The organism is Hyphomicrobium sp. DMF-1 (genome assembly GCF_027886585.1).
GTDB lineage: Bacteria > Pseudomonadota > Alphaproteobacteria > Rhizobiales > Hyphomicrobiaceae > Hyphomicrobium_C > Hyphomicrobium_C zavarzinii.
In genome coordinates, this window is record NZ_CP115706.1 from 198,022 (window position 1) to 217,916 (window position 19,895).

A 19,895-nucleotide genomic window follows, 5' to 3' on the forward strand; every position below is an offset into this window, starting at 1 on the left:
TTGATCCCAGCTTTCCGTTTCTATTTCTTCTGTGCGGCGCCGCCGATATGGGCGGGTTTCGTCATGCCTACCCGCTCGTAAATCGACTGCGGCACCAGCTTCGGATCCTTGTAGACGTACCAGGTGCACTTCCCGCCGGCTTTGGCATCAGGCCACGTGGGCGGATCGACGACACGCGTCGGATAGCCGAACCTGCGCATCGGCATGCGCTCGTTCAGCGCGCAACAGTGAACGCAGTAGAGGCACACGCCCTTCTTGTTCCAGGCCCACTCGTGCTCGGATGTGGTGACACCGAAGCCGTAAGGCGGCTCCATGCGCGGCGGCAGGCCGGTGTCCGGATCATCGCGATAGGTGCGCCCGCCGGAGCCGCACGGATCGAAGCGCATCCCCCAGCGGTCCTCCTCCTCGAACACTTCGATGGTGCCGAGGCGTCCGGGCCCGCTCAGGTGCCCCCGCAGGCCTTCGAGCGCATAGTGCATCAGAAGGTCGAACGAGCGCGGCCAGGGATTGTTGTCCACGTCGTAACGCACATAGTAGGCGTACATCGGCGCCATGAGCGCATCCCACAGCTCACCGATACAGCTTTCTCCGATCTGCTTGGCCGCGACGTCGACAAGGCCGTAGACCCAATCGCATTTTCTATCGTGGGTGTCGCGCCAGAGCTGGCGTGCCTGCTCGAGCTCGGCGCTCGCCTGATCGGCATGACCCGCCACGCACGACGACGCGCACGCTTCGATCAGCGCGTTGTAGCGCGCCCAGCCGGCCTCGGGATCGAACTCCGTGCCGTCGGCGTTCTTCACCAGATCGCGGATGCGGCGCTCCTCGGCGTCGATCACCTGGGTCGCGACGCCGCGCGCTTCGAGAAACGCCCGTATCTCGACGATCCAATCCCGATAGAGCTCGTGCGCCTCGACCGCCTCGCGGATGGTATAGCGCGCAAGCTCGGCCGCGTCCTGGAAGCGGCCTTCGGCGAGAGCCTTGTCAGCCAGCACGTACGTAGAGGCCGCGTGATCCAGATATCCGCCTCGACGGATCTCGTAGCCGATGGCTTCGTGATGAACCAGCGGCGAGGCGCTTTCCCGGCTTCCTGTCATGATACATCTCCGCCGGCGGCACGATCCTGGCTCCGGCGACGCCAGATCTCATCGATTTCGTCACCGCCGACCAGTCCGTGCGGCCGCAGGATCATGCACAGCACAATGGTGACGCCCAGGAAGACGCCGGTAAGGCCGAACATCTCGGGCAGCTTGATGCCTGCGAGCGACGGTCCGTTCTCGAGATAGCGCGTGATCTCGAAGCCCACCGTCATGACAACGGAGCCGATCACCGCCCCGCTCACGCTGTAGACGCCGCCGACCACGAGCATCGCGAGCGTGAGGAAGGTAAGATCGAAGTAGAAGCTTCTCGGGCTGATGGTGCCCACAAACAGCGAGAAGAGGACGCCCGCGACGCCGAGCAGCGCCGCGCTCAGAACCCATGCCGCCAATCGCAGCCGCTTGATGCGAACGCCCATGGCGCTGGCGGCGCGCAGCTGAAGGCCCCATCGGGAGTCTCTGAACAGGCGCGCCACAAAAATCGCGGCGATGGCGCAGAACGCGGCCCACCCCAATGTGGCCTTAACGGGAACGCCGTATATGGCGCGGGGGCCGCGCGTGAGATCCACCCAGTTCATGATCACAACATGCACGATGACGAGCAGCGCAAGCGTTGCGATAGACGCCGGGGTTCCGGTCTGCCGCACCAGCATCGAGCCCACCAGAAAGGCGATCACGACGGTCACCAGCAGGGCGATGGCGACGCTGGTCCAGATCCCGAACTCCATGCCCGCGAGCCCGAACGGCGCGTTGGCGAGCGCGGTCTTCTTGATCGCAATGGGCGTCACGAGAATTGCAACCGTGTAGGCTGCGATCCCCATGAACGCGATGTGTCCGTAGTTCGTGATCCCGGCATTGCCCATGAACACTTGGAGACCGATCACGGCGATCAGGTTCACCATGAAGATGAAGACGATGCGTTGATAGAACGGCTCGGCGAAGAGCGTGGCCGCCACCGCGATAAGCGCGACGATGGCCCCGAGCAGAAGGGCGCCTTTGGCCGATTGAACGAGGTTGCTCAAGACTTTTCTCCGAAATCCGGACGCTCGCCGAGAATGCCCTGAGGCCGGAACACCAGAACCACGCCGATCAGGAAGAACACGATCGCGTCTCTGAACCCTGCGATCTCCTGGGGCAGCACAACCTGGAGCGTGACCTCCGCGATGCCGAGGGCGAAGCCGCCCACGACGGCGCCCGGCAGGCTGCCGAAGCCACCCAGCACAGCAGCAACGAATGCCTTGAGCACCGGCGCAAAGCCCATGAAGGGGTCAACGGCGCCGCGCCGCGCCAGAATGAAGATTCCCGCGAGGCCCGCGAGAAATCCCGAGATTGCGAATGCGGTCAAAATCACGCGATCCGCCTTGATGCCCATGAGGCGAACAGTCGGCACGTCCTTGGCGGCCGCCCGCATGGCCAATCCGACGGTCGTGTAACGCAGCAACGCCACGAGCCCGATGATGGCCGCGATGGTGACGCCCGTTTCGAGCACCTGGACGATGGGAATCTGGACGGAGCCGAGGGAGATCGAGGACGCGATCCAGTCGGCAGTCGGAACGGCCTTCGGCCTGCTTCCGCCGAAGATGAGGGCGATGTTCTGGATGACGATGCTCGCGCCGAACGCCGTCAACATGCCGGTGGTCGGTGAGGCGTTTCGCACGGGCTTGAAGGCGATCCGCTCCAGCAGGAGCGCGGCCGCAACCGTCATCAGAACGCCGAAAGGAAGAACGAGGAGGGGGTCGCGCACGCCGAACATGAGCAAGAGGAACATCGCGTAGCCGCCGACGGTGATCATGTCACCATGGGCGAAATTGACGAGGTTCATCACGCTGAACACGATGGCAAGGCCGAGCGCCAACAGCGCATACTCGCCGCCGACGCTGAGGGCATTGAATGCCTGCTGGAGAATGTAATCCGACACGATCAGTGGCCCTCCAGACCGAGATACATCTCCATCACCTCGCCGGAAGCCTTGAGATCCGCGGCTTTACCTCCGAAGACCAACGATCCGCTCGCAATCACGTATGCGGAATCGGCAAGATCGAGCGCCTCGTTGGCGTTCTGCTCGACAAGGAGCATGGTAAGGCCCTTGGAGCGCAATCCGTGGAGAAGCTCGAAGATCTGATCGACGACGCGCGGCGCGAGACCGAGCGATGGCTCGTCGAGCATCAACATCTTCGGGCGCGACATGAGCGAGCGCGCGATGGCCAGCATCTGCTGCTCGCCGCCCGACAGCATCCGCGCACGGGCTGCGTAGCGCTTGCGCAGAATGGGAAACAGCTCGAGGTACGTTTCGAGATCCTCGGCCACGCCGTCCCTGTCCTTGCGGCAGGCCGCGCCAAGCTGAAGGTTCTCGCCAACCGTGAGGTCGGCGAAGACGCGCCGTCCTTCCGGCGTCAGCGTGATACCGCGGGTGACGATCCTTTCGGTGGGCTCGCCCGTGATGTCGGCTCCATCGAGCCGGATCTTGCCGGCCGACGTGGGTGCGAGCCCAACCACAGACGACACGAGGCTCGTCTTTCCGGCGCCATTGGGACCAAGGAGGGCGACGATCTCGCCCCCCTTGACCTCAAGAGAAACGCCGCGGACAGCCTTGATAGGCCCGTAGCTCACATGAACGTTCTCGAGCTGCAACATCAGGGCGCCGCAACCCAGCTCGGACGAACGGTCTCGATGGGCGTCATCTTTCCATCCTTGACCTGCATGACGGTCATCTCCTTCAGGGGCACGCCGCCGCGATCCTTGTAAGTGATCGAGCCGGTGGTGATGCCCTTGAGATCCTGGATCTCCTTGATGGCGCCGTTGATGGCGGCGGAGTCGAACGAGTTCGCCTTTTCAACCGCCGCCTTCACCACCTCGACCGCCTCGCCGCCGAGGCCGAAGAAGATGTTCTGCACCTTGAAGCCTCTCTTGGTGCAATCATCATAGAAGGCCTTGAGGGCGCTGCCCTCGCCGGGGAACCCGTGGGTGACGAACGTGGCGAGCCCGGCGCCGCCCGCCGCGACCTCGGGGAACGACGGATCGTCGAAGCCATCGGTGCCGAACACGGGCATATCGAGACCCGTGGCCTTGATCGTGCGCACCAGAACGCCAGCGTCCGGTACGAGGATCGCCGCGAAGATCATGTCGGGCTTGTCGGCGATGTTTTTGATCTCGGTGACCTGAGCGTTGTAGTCAGCCAGGCCGTGGTGGTAGTTGACGCGTCCGACGATCTTGCCGCCGAGCTTCTCGAAGGCCTTCGCAAAATACTCCGGCGTGACAGCCGAATAGGCGCCGACGTCGTTGGCAATCATCAACACGGCCTTGCGATGGCCGGCCTTGTAGGCAACTTCGGCGGCGCCGGCGGCGGAGGCGTTGTCTCCGAACGGCACGAGATATCCGTTCTCAGGAGAGGCAACGGGGAATGCGGGCTGCGTCGCGCCGACAGAGAGAACCGGAATGCTCTTGGGCAGGGCGAGCTGCGCGATCGGGATCAGGCCGTCGTCCGTGGGCGGCCCCAGAAGCACGTTCGCGCCCTGATCGATGAGATCCTGGCCAACGTTGCTCGCGGTCACCGCATCGCTCTTCGTGTCGCGAATGATGAGCTTGACGGGCTTTCCGAGAATACCGCCAGCCTCGTTGATCTGCGCCACACGGCACGAAACGCCGTCCGGGCTGTCATAGGGCGCCAAGCCGCCGGTCACAGCCGCCGCGTAGCCGATTACGAGCTGGTCAGCGGCGTTCGCCGGGCCGCTCCCAACCACGCCCGCAATGGCAATGGAGGTCAGCAATACGTCTCTCAGTCTCATTCGATGCTCCTTTAGCTTCCAGCGTGCTTTTTCGATCGCTCGTGTCCGATGTAGACCTCGATCACCCGCGGATTCCTGCGGATCTCCTCCGGCAGGCCGCTGGCGACGATCTCGCCCGCGTCCAGCACGAAAATTCGCTGGCACAGGGTCATGATGAAGCGAAGGTCGTGGTCGATGACGACCACGCCGCACCCGAACCGGTCGCGAATTCCCTTCACGGCCGAAATCAGCGCGGTGGTTTCGACAGCGTTCATTCCCGCCGCCGGCTCATCGAGGAGAAGAAAAGAAGGACCGAGCGCCAAGGCTCTCGCGATCTCGAGACGGCGCTGATTGCCGTAGGAGAGCGCGCCTGCTTTCCAATGCTGGATGCGTTCAAGCTCGAACCAGGCGAGCAACTCGCCGACATCGATCGCGGCAGTCTGCTCGGCGCGATCACGCTGGCCGCTCGTCAGCGCCACCTCGATGTTCTGGCGAACGGTGAGGCGCGTGAAGAGCTTGATGTTCTGGAACGTCCGCGCCAGACCTGCGGACATGCACAACTGCGGGCTGGTGTTGCTGACGCGGCGGCCGGCGATGGTGACCTCACCCTCGTCCACCTGCATCAAGGATGTAATCGCGTTGATGAGCGTAGACTTCCCGGCGCCGTTCGGACCGATCAAGCCGACAATCTCTCCAACGCCACAGTCGAGATCGACGCCCCGAAGAACTTTCAGCCCCCCGAAGCTCTTTCGCACACCGCTGACGACTAGGCCACTTACGCGGACATCAGGTGCTGCGTCGTCCCGGCGCTCTTGGGTATCCCCCATTACCTGCGTTCCGTTTCCCAACTCGTGAACCTAGTTCCAAATATCTAATATTGCCTTTGGTCTACATTTCAGTCCATAGTTTGATCTAAGTCAACGACAATTGTGCGTCACGCTATCGGTCTCACACCAAATGCGTGACGCGACGACGAAGGATCTCAGTGAATGGCTCTCGCGTGCCCGATCTCCAGACAAAAGCCTTGTCGGGACGCGGCGAAGAACGAGATCCGGAGGGCGTTCCGGGCTCTCGCGCCCTCACAGCTTCGCCAGCAATCCTCCATCTACGGCGAGATCGATGCCGGTAATGAAGCGCGCTTTCTCCGAGAGCAGGAAAAGCGTGGCAGCAGACACATCTTCAGGTTGACCGATGATGCCGAGCGGGGTTCTCGCCTCCATGGCGGAGACGCGCTTGCTATCTACGTAGATGTCCGCGGTCATCGGCGTTGCGATCGATCCGGGGCAAACGGTGTTCGATCTGATTTTTTCGCGCGCGTACTGCATGGCGAGGGATCGCGAGAAAGACACGAGACCTGCCTTCGAAATCTGGTAGGCATCCGCCGGACCGCCGTCGATGATGTTCTCCATGTTCCTCAAGGCGACGACACTCGCGATGTGCACGAAGGATCCGCCGCCTGCCTTGCGAAGCAGCGGGAGGCTTTCTCTCACCACACGGATCGCGCCCGTAAGGTTCACGTCCATGGTCGCAGCAAATACAGCGTCGTCGGCCTTTTCGACGGAGCCATCACGCTCGAAGAAGCACAGCCCTGCTGCATTGACGACGCAATCGATCTTGCCGTGCGCCTTGTCGATCTCGGCGAACACGGCGCGGATGCTCGCGGCATCGCGCAGATCTCCCTGGAAGAAGCGCGCGCGCTCGAATCCTTTCAATTCCAGCGGTTCGGGCTTCAAATCGAAGGCGAAGACGCTTGCGCCCTCGCTCAGGAGATCGCGTGCGATCGCAAGGCCAATTCCTCCGCCCGCACCGGTAACGAACGCGATCTTGTTTTCGAATGTTTGGCTCATCGGTATAATCTCCAGACCATTGAGGGCGCGGAACATGCCACCGAATGAGCGGCGTCGCATCTCAAAAAACTCACCGACGTTGCGCGAGCTTTCACGACATCAGCATCTGAACGAAGCGGAGACGATCTCAAATGACACTTGAAGGCAGGCGCGCAATCGTGACAGGGGGCGCAAGCGGAATCGGCGCTGCGATCGCCGAGCGGCTCGCGGCCGATGGCGCGCACGTCGCGGTCGCCGATCGCAACCTTTCAGGCGCCTCAACTCTCGCGAAAGACCTCTCGCAGCGCGGGCTTCGTGCAATTGCGGTGGAGGTGGACGTCGCCTCGTCCGCCTCTGTCTCGGCGATGATCGACACATGCGTGCGCGAACTCGGCGGGCTCGACATTCTGGTCAACAACGCGGGCATCGTTCATCGCGAGGATGGCGACGTCGAATCCACGACGGAAGAAGCTTGGGACACGACGCTCGCCGTCAATCTCAAGAGCATCTTCCTCTGCTCCAAGCATGCCATCCCGGTGATCGAACGGGGCGGCGGCGGCTCGATCGTCAACGTTTCCTCGATCGTTGCGATGATGGGCTCATTCCCGGCGCAGATCGCCTACACCGCGAGCAAGGGCGGTGTGCTGTCGATGACACGCGAGCTTGCCGTGACGCTCGCCCGGCGCAACATCCGCGTCAACGCGGTGTGCCCGGGCCTCACCGCGACGGCTATGGCGGCCCAGCTCGTGCAGGACGACGCGGCGTATCAGCTCCGGCGCCTGCATATCCCAATGGGCCGCATGGCGCGCCCGGAGGAGATCGCCGCGACCGTGGCGTTCCTGGCGTCCGACGAATCTTCCTACATGACCGGCCAGATGCTTCCCGTCGACGGCGGCATGACGGGTGCCTACCTCACCCCGCCCGATCCCTCCAACTAACGCGATCAGAGAGACACGATGCGCCACCTCGCCCGCGCATCCAACAATCAGGAAACCTAAATGACAACGACACTGGACGATCTCAGGCGCATGATCGAGGCCGGCACGATCAAGACCGTCGTATGCGGGCTTGGCGACTTGTGGGGACGCCTCGTCGGAAAGCGCCTGACGGGTAAGAACTTCCTGCAGTGCGCCTCCGGCTCCGAAGGCCTGCACGCCTCGGTCTATCTGTTCTGCACCGACATGGATATGGACCCGCGCCCGGGCTATGCGATCACAGGCTGGGACAAAGGATTCCAGGATTTCGTGATGAGGCCGGACCTCGACACGATCCGCATCACGCCGTGGATGCCGAACACCGCCTTCGTTCTCTGCGACGCGGTGGACGAGACCACGGGCGAGCTTCTCCCGATCGCACCGCGCACCATTCTGAAACGTCAGATCGCACGGGCGCAAGCGATGGGTCTCGCGTTCAAATGTGCAACCGAGCTCGAGTTCTTCACCTTCCGGGACACCTATGACACGGCTTGGCAGAAGAGATACCGGGGGCTCGATCCCACGTCGCGCTATCGCGGCGACTACCACATCCTTCAGTCGACGCGCGACGAGGAGGTGATCGGTGAGATCCGCGATCTCATGGAGGCTGCAGGCATCGAGATCGAGAATTCGAAGACCGAGTGGGGGCTCGGCCAGCAAGAGATCGCGCTGCGCTACACCGATGCGCTCGAGATGGCCGACAGGCACCTGATGTACAAGTGCTGGGTGAAGGAGCTCCTGAGCCTCCGCGGCATGTCCGCGACGTTCATGGCCAAGCCCTTCATCGACGAGGTGGGCTCGTCCTGCCACGTTCATATCAGCCTTTGGGACAGCGGCACGGGCCAGCCGATCAGCTACGACGCCGATTCCCACACTCACATGTCCGATCGCTTCGGCTCGTTCGTCGCCGGAATGATCGAGCATGGCCGCGAGTTCGCCCTGCTCGCTGCGCCCACCATCAATTCCTACAAGCGCTTCCGCACCACGTCGTTCGCACCCGTGCAGCTCGTCGTCGGCGGGGACAACCGGACGTGCGGCTTCCGTCTCGTCGGACACGGCAAGAGCTTCCGGGTCGAATCCCGCATTCCCGGCGCGGACGCCAACCCCTACCTCGCGCTCGCCGGAACCATCGCGAGCGGCCTCAACGGCATCGAGGCGCGGAGCCCGCACCCGGCGCTCTACACCGACAACGCCTACGAGGACGCCTCTCTTCCGCGCGTGCCCGGAACCATGCGGGAAGCGGTCACGCTGTTCTCGGCGAGCCAGAAGGTGCGGGCCGCCCTCGGCGACGAGGTGCACGACCACCTCAAGAACTTCTCGGAAAACGAACTCGATGCCTTCGAGCGCGAGACCGTCACCGACTGGGAGCTGATGCGCTACTTCGAGCGCATCTGATCTCGCGAAGCCATTTCAACAAATATCAAAACTATTCAAGCAAAGGACACGACATGACGGACGTGAAGAACGTCGCGCTGGTTACCGGCGGGACAGGCGGCATCGGCGGCGAGATCAACAAGAGGCTGGTGGACGCTGGCTACCTCGTGGTGGCAGCGGATATGAACGTTCCGCCCGAGGCTTCCACCAAACCCGCGACGGATCAACCGAACGGCGTCGTTCTCTATCGCATGGATGTTCGCAATGGGGCAGAGGTCGATGCGTGCGTCGCGTTCTGCACCACGCTGGGCAAGCTCAAAGTCGTCATCAATTGCGCCGGCCTTCTTCGCCATGGCCTGGTTGAGGACATCACCGACGACGCCTTGAATACGGTGTGGGACGTCAACATCGCGGGTGCGGCGCGCGTGTGCCGCGCGGCAAGCCCGCACCTCTCGGAAGGGGCCTCGATCATCAATATCTCGAGCGTAACGGCAAAGATCGGCCGCATGCGCGGCGGCGCCATGTACGGCTCCTCGAAAGCTGCCCTCGAGGCGCTCACGCGCTATCTCGCCATCGAGCTTGCGCCCCGCGGCATTCGCGTGAACGCGATCGCGCCGGGCTTCATCGCGGTGCTGCCCATGAGCGCCTCCATGCGCTTCATCGCCCATGCCGACAACGACCAGGACGCGCTGGCCTGGTGCATCGATCAAACGCCGATGGCCCGGCCTGGGCGGGCGGACGAGATCGCCGGTCCCGTGCTGTTCCTCGCCTCCGACGACGCCTCCTACATCACCGGCCACGTGCTGATGGTGGACGGCGGCGTGACGGCGGCTTGATCGGGCGTTGAGAGAAGGGAGACCCGGACATGCCACGCTGGGATATGCTCACGAGCCCCGAGATCGGGGATCTCGTGGCGAGCGGAATGGACCTCGCCGTGCTGCCGGTGGGAGCCACGGAGCAGCACGCGGCGCATCTGGCGACGGGGACCGACACGTTCTCGGCCGACACAGTGGCGACGCTGGCGGCGAAGGAGGCGGGCGTTCTCGTGCTGCCCGCCATTCCCTATGGATGCTCGCACGGGCATACGGAGAAATGGCCGGGAACGATCTCGCTCGATCCCGTGACGCTCACGGGCGTGATCTATGACGTTTCGCTGTGGGCCATCCGCTCCGGCGTTCGGCGGATCATCTTCCTGTCGGGCCACGCCACCAACGGCCCCTCTCTTGGGAGCGCAATCCTGCGGCTACGATACGAGCAGCCTGAAGCCCGCTTTCGTCAGCTCGGGCTCTGGGACATCTCGCAGCGTGCCGGACAGCTCTATTCGAGGGACGCGGAGGATTTTCACGCCAATCGGGGCGAGACATCCCTGCTTCTGCACGCGGCTCCCGACATGGTGCGCATGGAGAAGGCTTTCGACATTCCGGATGTGACGCCTGGCAAGGTATTCCAATACCCGCCGCCGCGCACGACGCCCACGGGCGCTGTCGGCAATCCGAGCGAAGCGACGGCAGAGGACGGGCAGATGATGATGTCAGTGCTGGTGGAGGACTTCGCGGCGCTGCTCAAGACGGCGCTGGTGGAGCCGTGGCCCGACATTCCTCCCGGACCGGACGCGGCCTGAGACCCGACCTAAAAAAGTGGCCTAGCTCGACGAGCTAGGCCACTCGAGTTTAGCGCTGCTGCGTGCGCTATTTGAAGGTCACCATGAACCGCCGGGCAAGCTTGGTTCCGAAGATGTAGGCGGAGGCACTGAACGGCCACTGCGAAACGACCTTGCCGCTACGGGCCTGGAAGTAGTTGCTCGTCGAGCCCCAGACGGTGCGCGAAAGCCGGTCCTGCAGCCACGCATTGAACTTGCGGAACCAATCGGGGTTCACCGACACCGTCTTGGCTCCGCGCTTCAGAAGCTTGGAAATGAGGGACGCGGCGAAGTCGGCCTGAGCCTCGTAGAACGACACCAGCGGCACGCTGTTCGTGTTAGGGCCGTACATCATGAAGAAGTTAGGGAAGCCCGGCACCATCAAACCCAGAAGCGCCTCGGGCTCGCCGTTCCACTTCTCATGTAGATCGACGCCGCCTTCGCCCTTGACCTTGTAGCCACCGAGATAGTTCGCGGCGTCGAAGCCCGTGGCATAGACGATGAGGTCTAGCTCGTGCTCGGTGCCGTTGGCATCCACCGCGCCTTTCGGCGTGAGCGATTTCACGGCATGGGGAATGAGCTCGACCTTCGGATTCTTCAGGTCGTCATAGTAGGTATCGCTGATGACCGTGCGGCGCGCCTCGAAGGGAAACGCGGGCGTGGCAAGCTTGAGGAGATCAGGCCTGTCTCCGAGAGAGGCGTGAAGGTAGGCGAGCGCCTGATCCGCACGCTTCTGGTTCGAGCGGCCGCCCTTGCGCGCGTGGCTCGCGCCGTACTGGCGCACGTCGTAGCCGGCGTAGAGCTTGAACCTCTTCCACCAGGACACGGGGCCGAAGCGATTCCAGCGGCGCTCGCTCGGCGTGAAATCGCGAGCGAGCTTCGGCAGCAGCCAGTTCGGCTCGATCTGGAAGATCTTAACCGACCTGGCATCGCGCGCGGCTTCCGAGATTACCTGCACCGCCGAGGACCCAGTGCCCAGGATGCCGACGCGCTTTCCATGCATCGTCAGCCCTTCAGGCCAACGCGACGTGTGCGTCTGATCGCCGAGGAACGGCGTCTCACCGCGCGCGAACGGCGGCAAAAGGGGAAGGTTCAGGAAGCCGACGGCGCTGATGACCGAGCGGAACGGGCCGTGCTTGGCGCCCGACGCCGTGGTCACGGTGTAAGTCTTGCTCTCGTCCGACCAGGCGACGGTATCGACCTTCTCGTTGAAGCGAATGTGGCGGACGATGTCCCATTTGGCAGCGACGTGATTGAGATAGTCGAGCAGCTCCTGCTGGCTCGCGTAGTTCCGCGTCCAGTCATAGGGCTCGAACGAAAACGAATAGATGTGCGATTCGAGATCGACCTCGGCACCGGGATACCTGTTGTTCCACCACGTGCCCCCAAGGCTTTGCTCCTGCTCGAAGATCGTGAAATCCGTAATGCCCCTTCTTTTGAGGGCAATGGCGGCGGCGAGGCCGCTAAAGCCTGAACCGATGATCGCAACAGGCATCACCGCATGCCCCTCAACCGAAGCCCTCGGGTTCACTCGCAACCTCTTCTTGACAAATGTCTATGTGGTCTATTAGTTAGACCTATTGACCATTGTCAAGATTGTTCTCTTGACCAGAGCGGAAGGGGCGCTCTGCAGAAACGAATGGCAAGGCACGGCCGCGATGTGGGTTGAGTTCAGCAACGACGCGGACAGACGGAGACGATTTCTTTTGGGTGCAGGAGACGGACAGGATCCGCCTGCAGAACGGGGGTTGATATGACGACAAAGAGTTTCGCGGGCGCGATTGCCGCTCTTGGACTTTCCCTTTGCGCGGCCACGACTGGGGCTCAAGCCGAGGACAGACAGTTCGGCTACGCGCTGACCATCACGGGTGCGAGCGAATTCATGTTCCGCGGCATCTCGTACACGGACGAAAAGCCCACCGCGAACCTCTATGCCGAACTCAGCTACGGCATCGCCTACCTCGGACTGTGGACGTCCAACATCGACTATGGCCCGGTCGGCCCGTGGGAGCAGGACGTCTATCTCGGCATTCGTCCCGTCACCGGCCCTATCAACTGGGACATCGCCGCCTACTACTATCTCTACGGCAACCGCGACAGCGGCCAGTTCGGCTCGTCGTCCGACATCGATTATTACGAGTTCAAGATCTCCGCGAGCACCACGCCCGTCACCAACATGACGGTTGGCGCGACGGTCTGGCTGACGCCCGACCAGGGTTATGCAGCGACCGACAACATCTCGTACGAAGGCACGATTTCCTACGACCTGCCCAAGCTCGGCATCTTCTCGCCGACGATCAGCGGTCTCGTGGGCCACTCGGAGTCGGGCACCAACGTGTATTATCCGACCGGATACTGGGTGGGCGAAGATTCCTACACCTACTGGAACGCGGGCATGAAACTCGCGGTCGACAAGTTCTTCATGGATTTCCGCTACTGGGACACGACCTTGGATGACGGTCTCGCCGACTCCCGGTTCGTCTTCTCGGCAGGCGTCAACCTTTTGCCGTAGCTTCGCGTCGGCAAAAGCCTGAGGACTTCCACCTTCAGGCTCACACTACCAGAGTACCTAGACTAACCCACACTTGGCCGCTGCGCTCCCAAGCGCGGCGGCTTTGCCGTTTTCGGCCCCGGACCGGCGTGGGCGCCCCATCATTGGCGCCCGTGACGCCCGCCTGGAGAACACCTTTCTCCGGGAAAAGAGATAAACTGACCGGGGTCCGGCCGGGTCCGGACACCTCATTCGACCCCCGTGAGGCCTTACTCTCACCCCGACTCGCGCGCTACCAATGCGACCTTGATTACCCGAGGGGCGCAAATTCCGCCCCGATGTGGCAAAAGCATCGCATGGATCGACATTCGCCAAAGCGCGCATCCCTAGCCCTCGCCATCACCCTCGCGGCGAGTGGTTTGCTCGCGTTTGCGCGGCCGGGCCTTGCGCAAGAGGCGACGGACGCGGCGGCAGGCTCTGTTCCGGCCGCGGCGGACGAGATCGCTGATATTTTCAGCAAGGTGGGCGATCAGCTCTACGACGAGTGCATCTTCGAGCTCTCCGACGAGCAGGTCGAGGTGCAGGCCGCTCTCATTCAGTCCTACATCCAGCAGGGCGCGGAAAGCGCGATGGCGCGCAAACTGGCCGCGGCCCAGATCCAGCCTCCCAAGCTCTCGGAAAAATGCGAGCAGGTGCGGAAATCGCCGCCGCCTCCACCTTCGGCTCCCGCCCTGGACTGGACGACCACCACGCTTCCGATCCCAAAGAAGCCGGTTGTCGAAGCAGCACCCAAACCCGCCAAGCCCGCAGGGCCCGCCCCTGTCATCACGCTTGCGAACAAGAAGGTGTTGCCGCAGTGGGATTGCGCCGACGGCGTCGACTTCGTAACCATTCACATCAAGGGCTATGAGCGAAAGCTCACCGGCGGAGAAATCTGCAACCCGTTCGAGGACGTGGTGCACGAAGTGCCGCCTTCGGTGCCGAGCTTCCGCCTCGGCTATACCATCAAGACCGGGCGTCTGTTCATCATCTCGGATGCTCCTCAGATAAACGGCCAAACGGTCGTGTGGGGTCTCTCGGGACGAGATATCTGCCGAAACAACCCCGATCCCGATTGCTTTGCCGCCAAGGCCATCGGTCCCCTGCCGCCCGGCGAATACACCTTTGCCTCAGAGCGCGGCCAGCGCGTGAGCTGGGGCCCGCGCACGAAGCGGCACGTGGCCGGCATCTACCTTCGAAAGCTCTGGAACCGCGATCTGTTCAGCCCGCAGCACACGGCCGCGATCCTGGCGCGCGGAAACATTGCGATCCACATGCGCCTCAAGGGGGAGATGTCGGAAGCGTGCATCGGGCTCGAGCCCAAGGGTTGGGCCTACGTCGCGTCCCTGATCAAGGAGGGGCGGGCCACCGGTCTCAACGTCTATATCGACGAGCCACACCCGCAGATCGCGGAGGCGCCCCCGGTGATCGTCGCGTCCTCGTTCTCGCTCACGTCGCTCTTCAAGTGACGCGGCCGGTGCGATCGCTGAAAATGGGAGTTTGGGTGGTACCGCCTCCCCGGATCGAACGGGGGACCTCTAGATCCACAATCTAGCGCTCTAACCAGCTGAGCTAAGGCGGCTTACCGATGGGGACTCGCGCTTTGCGCAACGATTTCATCGCTGCGGGGCGAGCCCTGTCAACCATCAAACCTGTGCAGCCAGCCTCGGAATGTTCAGATCAGCGTTCTAAATCAACGCCCTAGAAACAAAATCTCGGCTCGTGAGAAGCCGAGACCGAGACGTGCCGTAGGCCTGCTTGGGGAGCTTATAGAAGCGGGGCGACCTTCCCGCAAGATCAATGATCGACGGCGGCAAATCGCCAAAGTTGCATAGTCTTGCAAGGGGCGCCGCCCTAAACGAGCTGCCGCTTCCGCGATGCCTTCGTCGTCTTGGCGAGCGGGCGCATGGATTGGCGGAAATCGCCTTCCGGCTGCACCCGCCATGCATCGTGATGCGCCTGGAGGACAAGCCAGTACAGCGCGCTTGTGCCAGACAGCCTGGCCAATCCCAGAGCCATATCCGCGGAGACCCGCCCGCGCTTGTCGAGGAAGCGGGAGACCGTCTTGCCCGAAACACCCAACTCCTTCGCCAGCTTCTTCTTCGAGACGCTGAGATGGGGGAAGATGTCTTGACTGAAGATCTCGCCCGGGTGGGGTGGCCCCAGAAGTATGAACTCCTCTCGCTCCTGTTCCTTGAATCTACAATTTTTCATCGGGTTATTTCGTTTTCTTGTTTCTCCCTTTCAATCTAATATGATTGTCGCAATTCCATCATATCGAAATTTCGAGAAACCACGCGCAAAGACAAACGCGTGCTTTTATTGTCACGCGCCGGCACGACCTGCTGCCCCCGCAGGGCTCCGGCAATTACAGCGGACGATGCGGTCCGCTTCGCTCGTTCATCTTTGCATCACCAATTCCGGCTAGGCTTTTCTTCTCATTTTGTTGTTTTCCGATTCCCTGTCCGCGTGATCCGGGTCTCAGGACATGCTGCGGACGTCGCCTTACTCCACGTTGATTTTCTGAACAGTCGTTTGCGTGCGTCCCCCGTCGGAAGGCGGCGCTTCAGCGCCTCGCGTCACCTTCGCAAAACCACCATCAAACCTTTTGTAGAAAGGTGAGAGGGCGCTGCCACGCGGCGTGGCCCGCTGCAACGGAGACCCGATGATGCGTCAGTTGCTGTTGCCATTCGTGCCTCGCTATCTGCCGCTCTCGCTGTCGGTCGCCGGGACGCTCGCGCTCTGTGTCCTCGCCTGGCGCAACCCGGACATCGCTCCCTATCTTTCAGCGCCCATTCTGGTTTTTCTCTTTTTCTCTGCGCTCGGCGTCCGCGATCTCCTGCAGACGAAGCACGCCATTCTCCGCAATTATCCGATCGCCGCGCATTTGCGCTTCCTGCTCGAAAACATTCGGCCGGAAATGCGCCAGTACTTCTTCGAGGCAGACAAGGACGGATCGCCGTTTCCCCGCGACAAGCGGGCCATCGTCTATCAGCGCGCCAAAAAGGAGCTCGACAAGCGCCCCTTCGGAACCCAGTACGACGTCTACGAGAACCGCTACGAATGGCTCCACCATTCCATGGCACCGAAGGAGCCGTCCCGCGATCCCTTCCGCGTTCTCGTCGGCGGCCCGCAGTGCGCCCAGCCCTATTCAGCGTCGGTCTTCAACATCTCGGCCATGAGCTACGGCTCTCTTTCGGCCAATGCCATCCGCTCTCTCAACAAGGGCGCCAAGATCGGCGGATTTGCCCACGACACGGGGGAAGGGGGCTTCACGCCGTACCATCGCGAGAACGAGGGCGACATCATCCTGCAGATCGGATCTGGCTATTTCGCGTGCCGGAACCCCGATGGCTCGTTCTCACCGGATCGCTTTGCCGAGGTTTCTGCCGATCCGCAGATCAAGATGATCGAGCTCAAGCTCTCCCAAGGCGCCAAACCCGGGCATGGCGGCGTGCTGCCGGCTGCGAAGGTCACCGAGGAGGTCGCGCGCATCCGCGGCATCGAGGTGGGACGCGACTGCATCTCGCCCGCGCGGCACCCGGCCTTCACGACGCCTCTCGAGCTCATGCAGTTCGTCGCAGAGCTGCGCCGTCTTTCCGGCGGCAAGCCCATCGGCTTCAAGCTCTGCATCGGGCATCAATGGGAGTTTCTTGCCGTGGTCAAGGCGATGCTGGAGACGGGCATCACGCCGGACTTCATCGTCGTCGACGGCAAGGAAGGCGGCACAGGCGCCGCACCGCTCGAGTTCATGGATCACATGGGCATGCCGCTGCGCGACGGGCTCGCCTTCGTCCATGCCGCGCTCGTGGGCACCAACCTGCGCGACCGCATCAAGATCGGCGCCTCGGGCAAGATTGCAACCGCCTTCGACATGGCGCGCGTAATGGCGATCGGCGCGGACTGGTGCAACGCTGCCCGCGGCTTCATGTTTGCCGTCGGCTGCATTCAGGCCCAGCAGTGCCACACCGACCGCTGCCCGACCGGTGTCGCAACGCAAGATCCGCTGCGCCAGCGGGCGATCTCCGTGCCGAACAAGGCGCTGCGCGTCGCGCAGTTCCACAAGGAAACCGTCAAGGCGCTGGCCGAGCTTGTGGCTGCGGCCGGCCTCGATCATCCCGGCGAGCTCAAGCCCCATCATTTCATGCACCGGGCCGCGCCGGATCGCGTCGTTACTTTCGCCGAGCTCTATCCCGCGCTCCGTCCCGGCGAGCTGTTGTCGGGAACCCGCGACAGGCACTTCGAGGCAGCCTGGGCCTTGGCGCGCGCCGACAGCTTCGCGCCCTCCAGCCATGGCATTCACTTCGTTCCCGTGCTCGCGGCCGAATGATCTAGAGCGCGATCAATTTGGATTGAACCAGGATCGCGCTCGAAGGCTTCACTAAGAGGATGAATCACGCTTCGGACCAATGGGGTCCGAAGCGATCATGGTCTAGTCACGATCCACACGCTGCCAGGGCGCTTGGGGATCGAACGTCTGCATGCGACCGGCGATCCGCGCCGTGTCGGGTCCCAGATCGCGCTGATAGACGACGCCATCCTGATTGACGATGAACGTCATGATACCGGACGCCCCGTAGACGGCGGGGATGGCCGCGAGCGCGAAGCCGCCGATCATGCGGCCACCGACTAAATAGTTCTGTGCGCCGCCCGAGGCGTCTTTGCCCTGCGCGGTGAGCACGTGGAACACATAGCCATGATACGGCGCGGGCCGATCCTTACGGGCCGAGTACCCTTCCGCACGGGCGTCCGCCACCAACGGCCCGAGAGGACTTTCGGGCTCTCCCTCTTCCGTAGGCCAGTAGAGGCCGTCCATCTTTCCGTCGCTGCTCAACAGGCGGCGAGCGTACTGGACGCCTTTCCCATCCCGGTCGGCCTCCGCATATTCCCTTTGCGCGTCGACATAGGCGTGCATCACCTCTATAGCGGAGAGCTCGTTTTCGCCGATGCGGCGCGCGAGGATTTCATCGGCGCCGGCGGCCGTGTCGAACCACCATTTTCCGGCCGACTGTGCAATGGGAATTGGGAAGGGATAGTCGTCCTTTCCCAGGTACAGGGTATAGGGTCCGCCGCCGGGCGCCTCACGCAGCTCATGCGCTTCGTCATAAGCTGCCACGAAACGCTTTCTCGCCGCCGCGTCGGCCACCTCGTCCCCGGAGCTTGCCAGCTTGCGGCCTTCGTGGCCGAGCACCGTGACGATATCTCGGGGATTGCCGGACTTAACGGAGGCGACCAGTGCATCCACGGCCTCTTGCGGGGAGGCATACGTGGCGGGCCTCGCATCGGCCGCACTCCCCATAAGCGAGAGAAACCCGAGAGAGACCAGCGAAGCGAGCGCATATCGCCGGGTTTTGGAACCAGTCTTTTCCGTCGGAGACATCGAAACCTCCTCGTGACCGATTGAAGCGAAATCGACCTACCGGCGGCGCCCGCCGCCGCCACCGCGATGCATGCCGCCTCCACCGCCGACGCGGCCACGGGCAGCAACCGCACGGCTGGCATGTCCGCGCTCCGCGAAGCGTTTCACATCCTGGCCGCGCTTGACGTCGAAGGCGCCCGGCGGGGGTTTGCGCGCCCGCGCCCGGTCCAGGTCGCGGTTCACGTTTCCACTGCCAGCCTTGCCGACCTTATTGTCGCGCGTTCCGGCGCGATCGCCAGCGCGATCCTTGACCGTGTCACCCGCCTTACTGCCGGCCTTGCCGTCCGCCTTGTCGCGGATCTTCTCTCCAGCCTTGTCACTGATCTTCGCGTGATCCGTCTCCTTGAGACGCTGCTCGATCTTGGCACGGTCGAGATCACCTGCGTCGCGGCCGCGGAATTCCTTGCTGGCCTCACGCGCACGCGTTTCCTTTCCGAACTTTTCACGCACCTCCTTGTTGCGGTAGGGAACCGCTCCGCGATGATCGGGCCTGTGCTCCCACTTGTCCGACGTGATGCGCGCCCTGTTGACGTTGATTTTGTTCCACTTGTCGACGTCGATATCGATGTCGTGGCGGCGCCAGTCGAAGTGATTCCAATCCCAGATCCCGGCCGCGATGGCGATGCCGGCAGCCCAGTAGACTCCATTCACGAAGGAGGCGCCTGGATATCCCCAGTAGTACGGCGGGTAATCCGGATACCACCAATCGCCATACACCACCTCAGGCTGGTAAACCGGGACGTACACGGTCTCCGGCGTCGCAGGCTCGATGATGTACACCGGCGCGCCGCCCGACCCGCTCTCCTTCACCACCTTCTGCTGCTTGTTGCTCTTGAGATTGCCCGCCTCGTCCGCCTTGGACCGCAGGAACTGGATCTGGTCCATCACCTCGCTTTGTTGGGCGAGGAATGCGTCACCCAGCTTCTGCGTCCATTCGAGCTTGTCGCTCATCTGCTTCAACACGTCCGGGAACTGGACGAGCGCTTTTATGCTCGGGTCCCATTCCTTTGCTTCCAGCGCCTTCACGAGGGCATCGCCTTTGAGCTTCGCGTTGGCTGGCTCGCTCCGCCATCTGGCGGCTTGAACGACATCGAGCGGATAGGTCGAGGCAATGAGCACATTCGTCAGCAGTTCATCGGGGTAGAGCGCGACGGGGGCAAGGAGCTGGTCCAGCTCTTCCTTTTTGAGCTTGTCGTCATCGGCCAGCGCACCGCTCACGGCTGTGGCCCATGCCAAGAGGATGGCGATGGCCCATAGCGATATTCGTTTCAGCAT

Annotated in this window: 18 protein-coding genes and 1 tRNA gene; 7 read left to right on the forward strand and 12 right to left on the reverse strand. The window is 62.7% G+C overall.

Annotation, left to right across the window (positions count from 1 at the left end):
- Positions 1-20: 20 nt before the first annotated feature.
- From PE058_RS00820 to PE058_RS00850, 7 genes are all read right to left on the reverse strand, one after another.
- Positions 21-1,094, reverse strand: coding sequence for a hypothetical protein (locus tag PE058_RS00820; protein WP_020085630.1), 1,074 nt, complete (start codon positions 1,092-1,094; stop codon positions 21-23).
- Positions 1,091-2,116: a branched-chain amino acid ABC transporter permease gene (locus PE058_RS00825; RefSeq protein WP_271029609.1), complete on the reverse strand. Its 1,026-nt coding sequence runs from the start codon at positions 2,114-2,116 to the stop codon at positions 1,091-1,093. Before PE058_RS00825 ends, PE058_RS00820 begins: the two co-directional genes overlap by 4 nt.
- A complete protein-coding gene (locus PE058_RS00830) occupies positions 2,113-3,012 on the reverse strand; it encodes a branched-chain amino acid ABC transporter permease (protein ID WP_020085632.1) in 900 nt (299 codons plus the stop codon). The genes PE058_RS00825 and PE058_RS00830 overlap by 4 nt, the downstream gene beginning before the upstream one ends.
- Before the next feature lie 2 nt (positions 3,013-3,014).
- Positions 3,015-3,728 carry an ABC transporter ATP-binding protein gene (locus PE058_RS00835; RefSeq protein ID WP_020085633.1) on the reverse strand — a complete coding sequence of 238 codons (714 nt, stop codon included), beginning with the start codon at positions 3,726-3,728 and terminating at the stop codon, positions 3,015-3,017.
- Entirely contained in the window at positions 3,728-4,879 is a 1,152-nt protein-coding gene (locus PE058_RS00840) for an ABC transporter substrate-binding protein (RefSeq protein ID WP_083929136.1), read from the reverse strand. The genes PE058_RS00835 and PE058_RS00840 overlap by 1 nt, the downstream gene beginning before the upstream one ends.
- Positions 4,880-4,890: 11 nt before the next feature.
- Entirely contained in the window at positions 4,891-5,685 is a 795-nt protein-coding gene (locus PE058_RS00845) for an ABC transporter ATP-binding protein (protein WP_271029610.1), read from the reverse strand.
- A 252-nt stretch (positions 5,686-5,937) separates the two neighbouring features.
- On the reverse strand, positions 5,938-6,705 hold the full coding sequence (locus PE058_RS00850; protein WP_040498095.1) for an SDR family NAD(P)-dependent oxidoreductase: 768 nt from the start codon (positions 6,703-6,705) through the stop codon (positions 5,938-5,940).
- A 131-nt stretch (positions 6,706-6,836) separates the two neighbouring features.
- Between PE058_RS00850 and PE058_RS00855 the strand changes: the two genes are divergently transcribed.
- The 4 genes from PE058_RS00855 to PE058_RS00870 are packed head-to-tail and all read left to right on the forward strand — an operon-like array spanning position 6,837 to position 10,653.
- Positions 6,837-7,622, forward strand: a complete 786-nt coding sequence (locus tag PE058_RS00855; RefSeq protein ID WP_271029611.1) for an SDR family NAD(P)-dependent oxidoreductase — start codon at positions 6,837-6,839, stop codon at positions 7,620-7,622.
- A 60-nt stretch (positions 7,623-7,682) separates the two neighbouring features.
- Positions 7,683-9,053, forward strand: coding sequence for a glutamine synthetase family protein (locus PE058_RS00860; RefSeq protein WP_020085638.1), 1,371 nt, complete (start codon positions 7,683-7,685; stop codon positions 9,051-9,053).
- A 53-nt stretch (positions 9,054-9,106) separates the two neighbouring features.
- Positions 9,107-9,868, forward strand: coding sequence for an SDR family NAD(P)-dependent oxidoreductase (locus tag PE058_RS00865; protein ID WP_020085639.1), 762 nt, complete (start codon positions 9,107-9,109; stop codon positions 9,866-9,868).
- 29 nt (positions 9,869-9,897) lie between these two features.
- Complete coding sequence (locus PE058_RS00870) at positions 9,898-10,653, forward strand: creatininase family protein (RefSeq protein ID WP_026867977.1); 756 nt, start codon at positions 9,898-9,900, stop codon at positions 10,651-10,653.
- Between the two features lie 67 nt (positions 10,654-10,720).
- Here PE058_RS00870 and PE058_RS00875 read toward each other — a convergent pair whose 3' ends face one another.
- Positions 10,721-12,166, reverse strand: a complete 1,446-nt coding sequence (locus PE058_RS00875) for a flavin-containing monooxygenase (RefSeq protein ID WP_271029612.1) — start codon at positions 12,164-12,166, stop codon at positions 10,721-10,723.
- A 258-nt stretch (positions 12,167-12,424) separates the two neighbouring features.
- Between PE058_RS00875 and PE058_RS00880 the strand changes: the two genes are divergently transcribed.
- A complete protein-coding gene (locus tag PE058_RS00880; RefSeq protein WP_020085642.1) occupies positions 12,425-13,183 on the forward strand; it encodes a TorF family putative porin in 759 nt (252 codons plus the stop codon).
- A gap of 335 nt (positions 13,184-13,518) precedes the next feature.
- Positions 13,519-14,670 carry a DUF2778 domain-containing protein gene (locus tag PE058_RS00885; RefSeq protein WP_271029613.1) on the forward strand — a complete coding sequence of 384 codons (1,152 nt, stop codon included), beginning with the start codon at positions 13,519-13,521 and terminating at the stop codon, positions 14,668-14,670.
- A 36-nt stretch (positions 14,671-14,706) separates the two neighbouring features.
- On the opposite strand, the gene PE058_RS00890 is transcribed toward PE058_RS00885, so the two are convergent.
- A tRNA-His gene (locus tag PE058_RS00890) sits at positions 14,707-14,783 on the reverse strand.
- A 272-nt stretch (positions 14,784-15,055) separates the two neighbouring features.
- Positions 15,056-15,415 (reverse strand): HigA family addiction module antitoxin, encoded by a 360-nt coding sequence (locus PE058_RS00895; RefSeq protein ID WP_020085644.1) that lies wholly within the window; start codon positions 15,413-15,415, stop codon positions 15,056-15,058.
- A gap of 454 nt (positions 15,416-15,869) precedes the next feature.
- On the opposite strand from PE058_RS00895, the gene PE058_RS00900 reads away from it, so the two are divergent.
- The gene (locus tag PE058_RS00900; RefSeq protein WP_051113804.1) at positions 15,870-17,531 is read left to right on the forward strand and encodes an FMN-binding glutamate synthase family protein; all 1,662 of its coding nucleotides are present in this window, start codon (positions 15,870-15,872) and stop codon (positions 17,529-17,531) included.
- Between the two features lie 102 nt (positions 17,532-17,633).
- Here the strand turns inward: PE058_RS00900 and PE058_RS00905 are convergent, their stop codons facing one another.
- On the reverse strand, positions 17,634-18,581 hold the full coding sequence (locus PE058_RS00905) for a DUF2950 domain-containing protein (RefSeq protein ID WP_020085646.1): 948 nt from the start codon (positions 18,579-18,581) through the stop codon (positions 17,634-17,636).
- 36 nt (positions 18,582-18,617) lie between these two features.
- Positions 18,618-19,895, reverse strand: a complete 1,278-nt coding sequence (locus PE058_RS00910) for a DUF3300 domain-containing protein (RefSeq protein ID WP_271029614.1) — start codon at positions 19,893-19,895, stop codon at positions 18,618-18,620.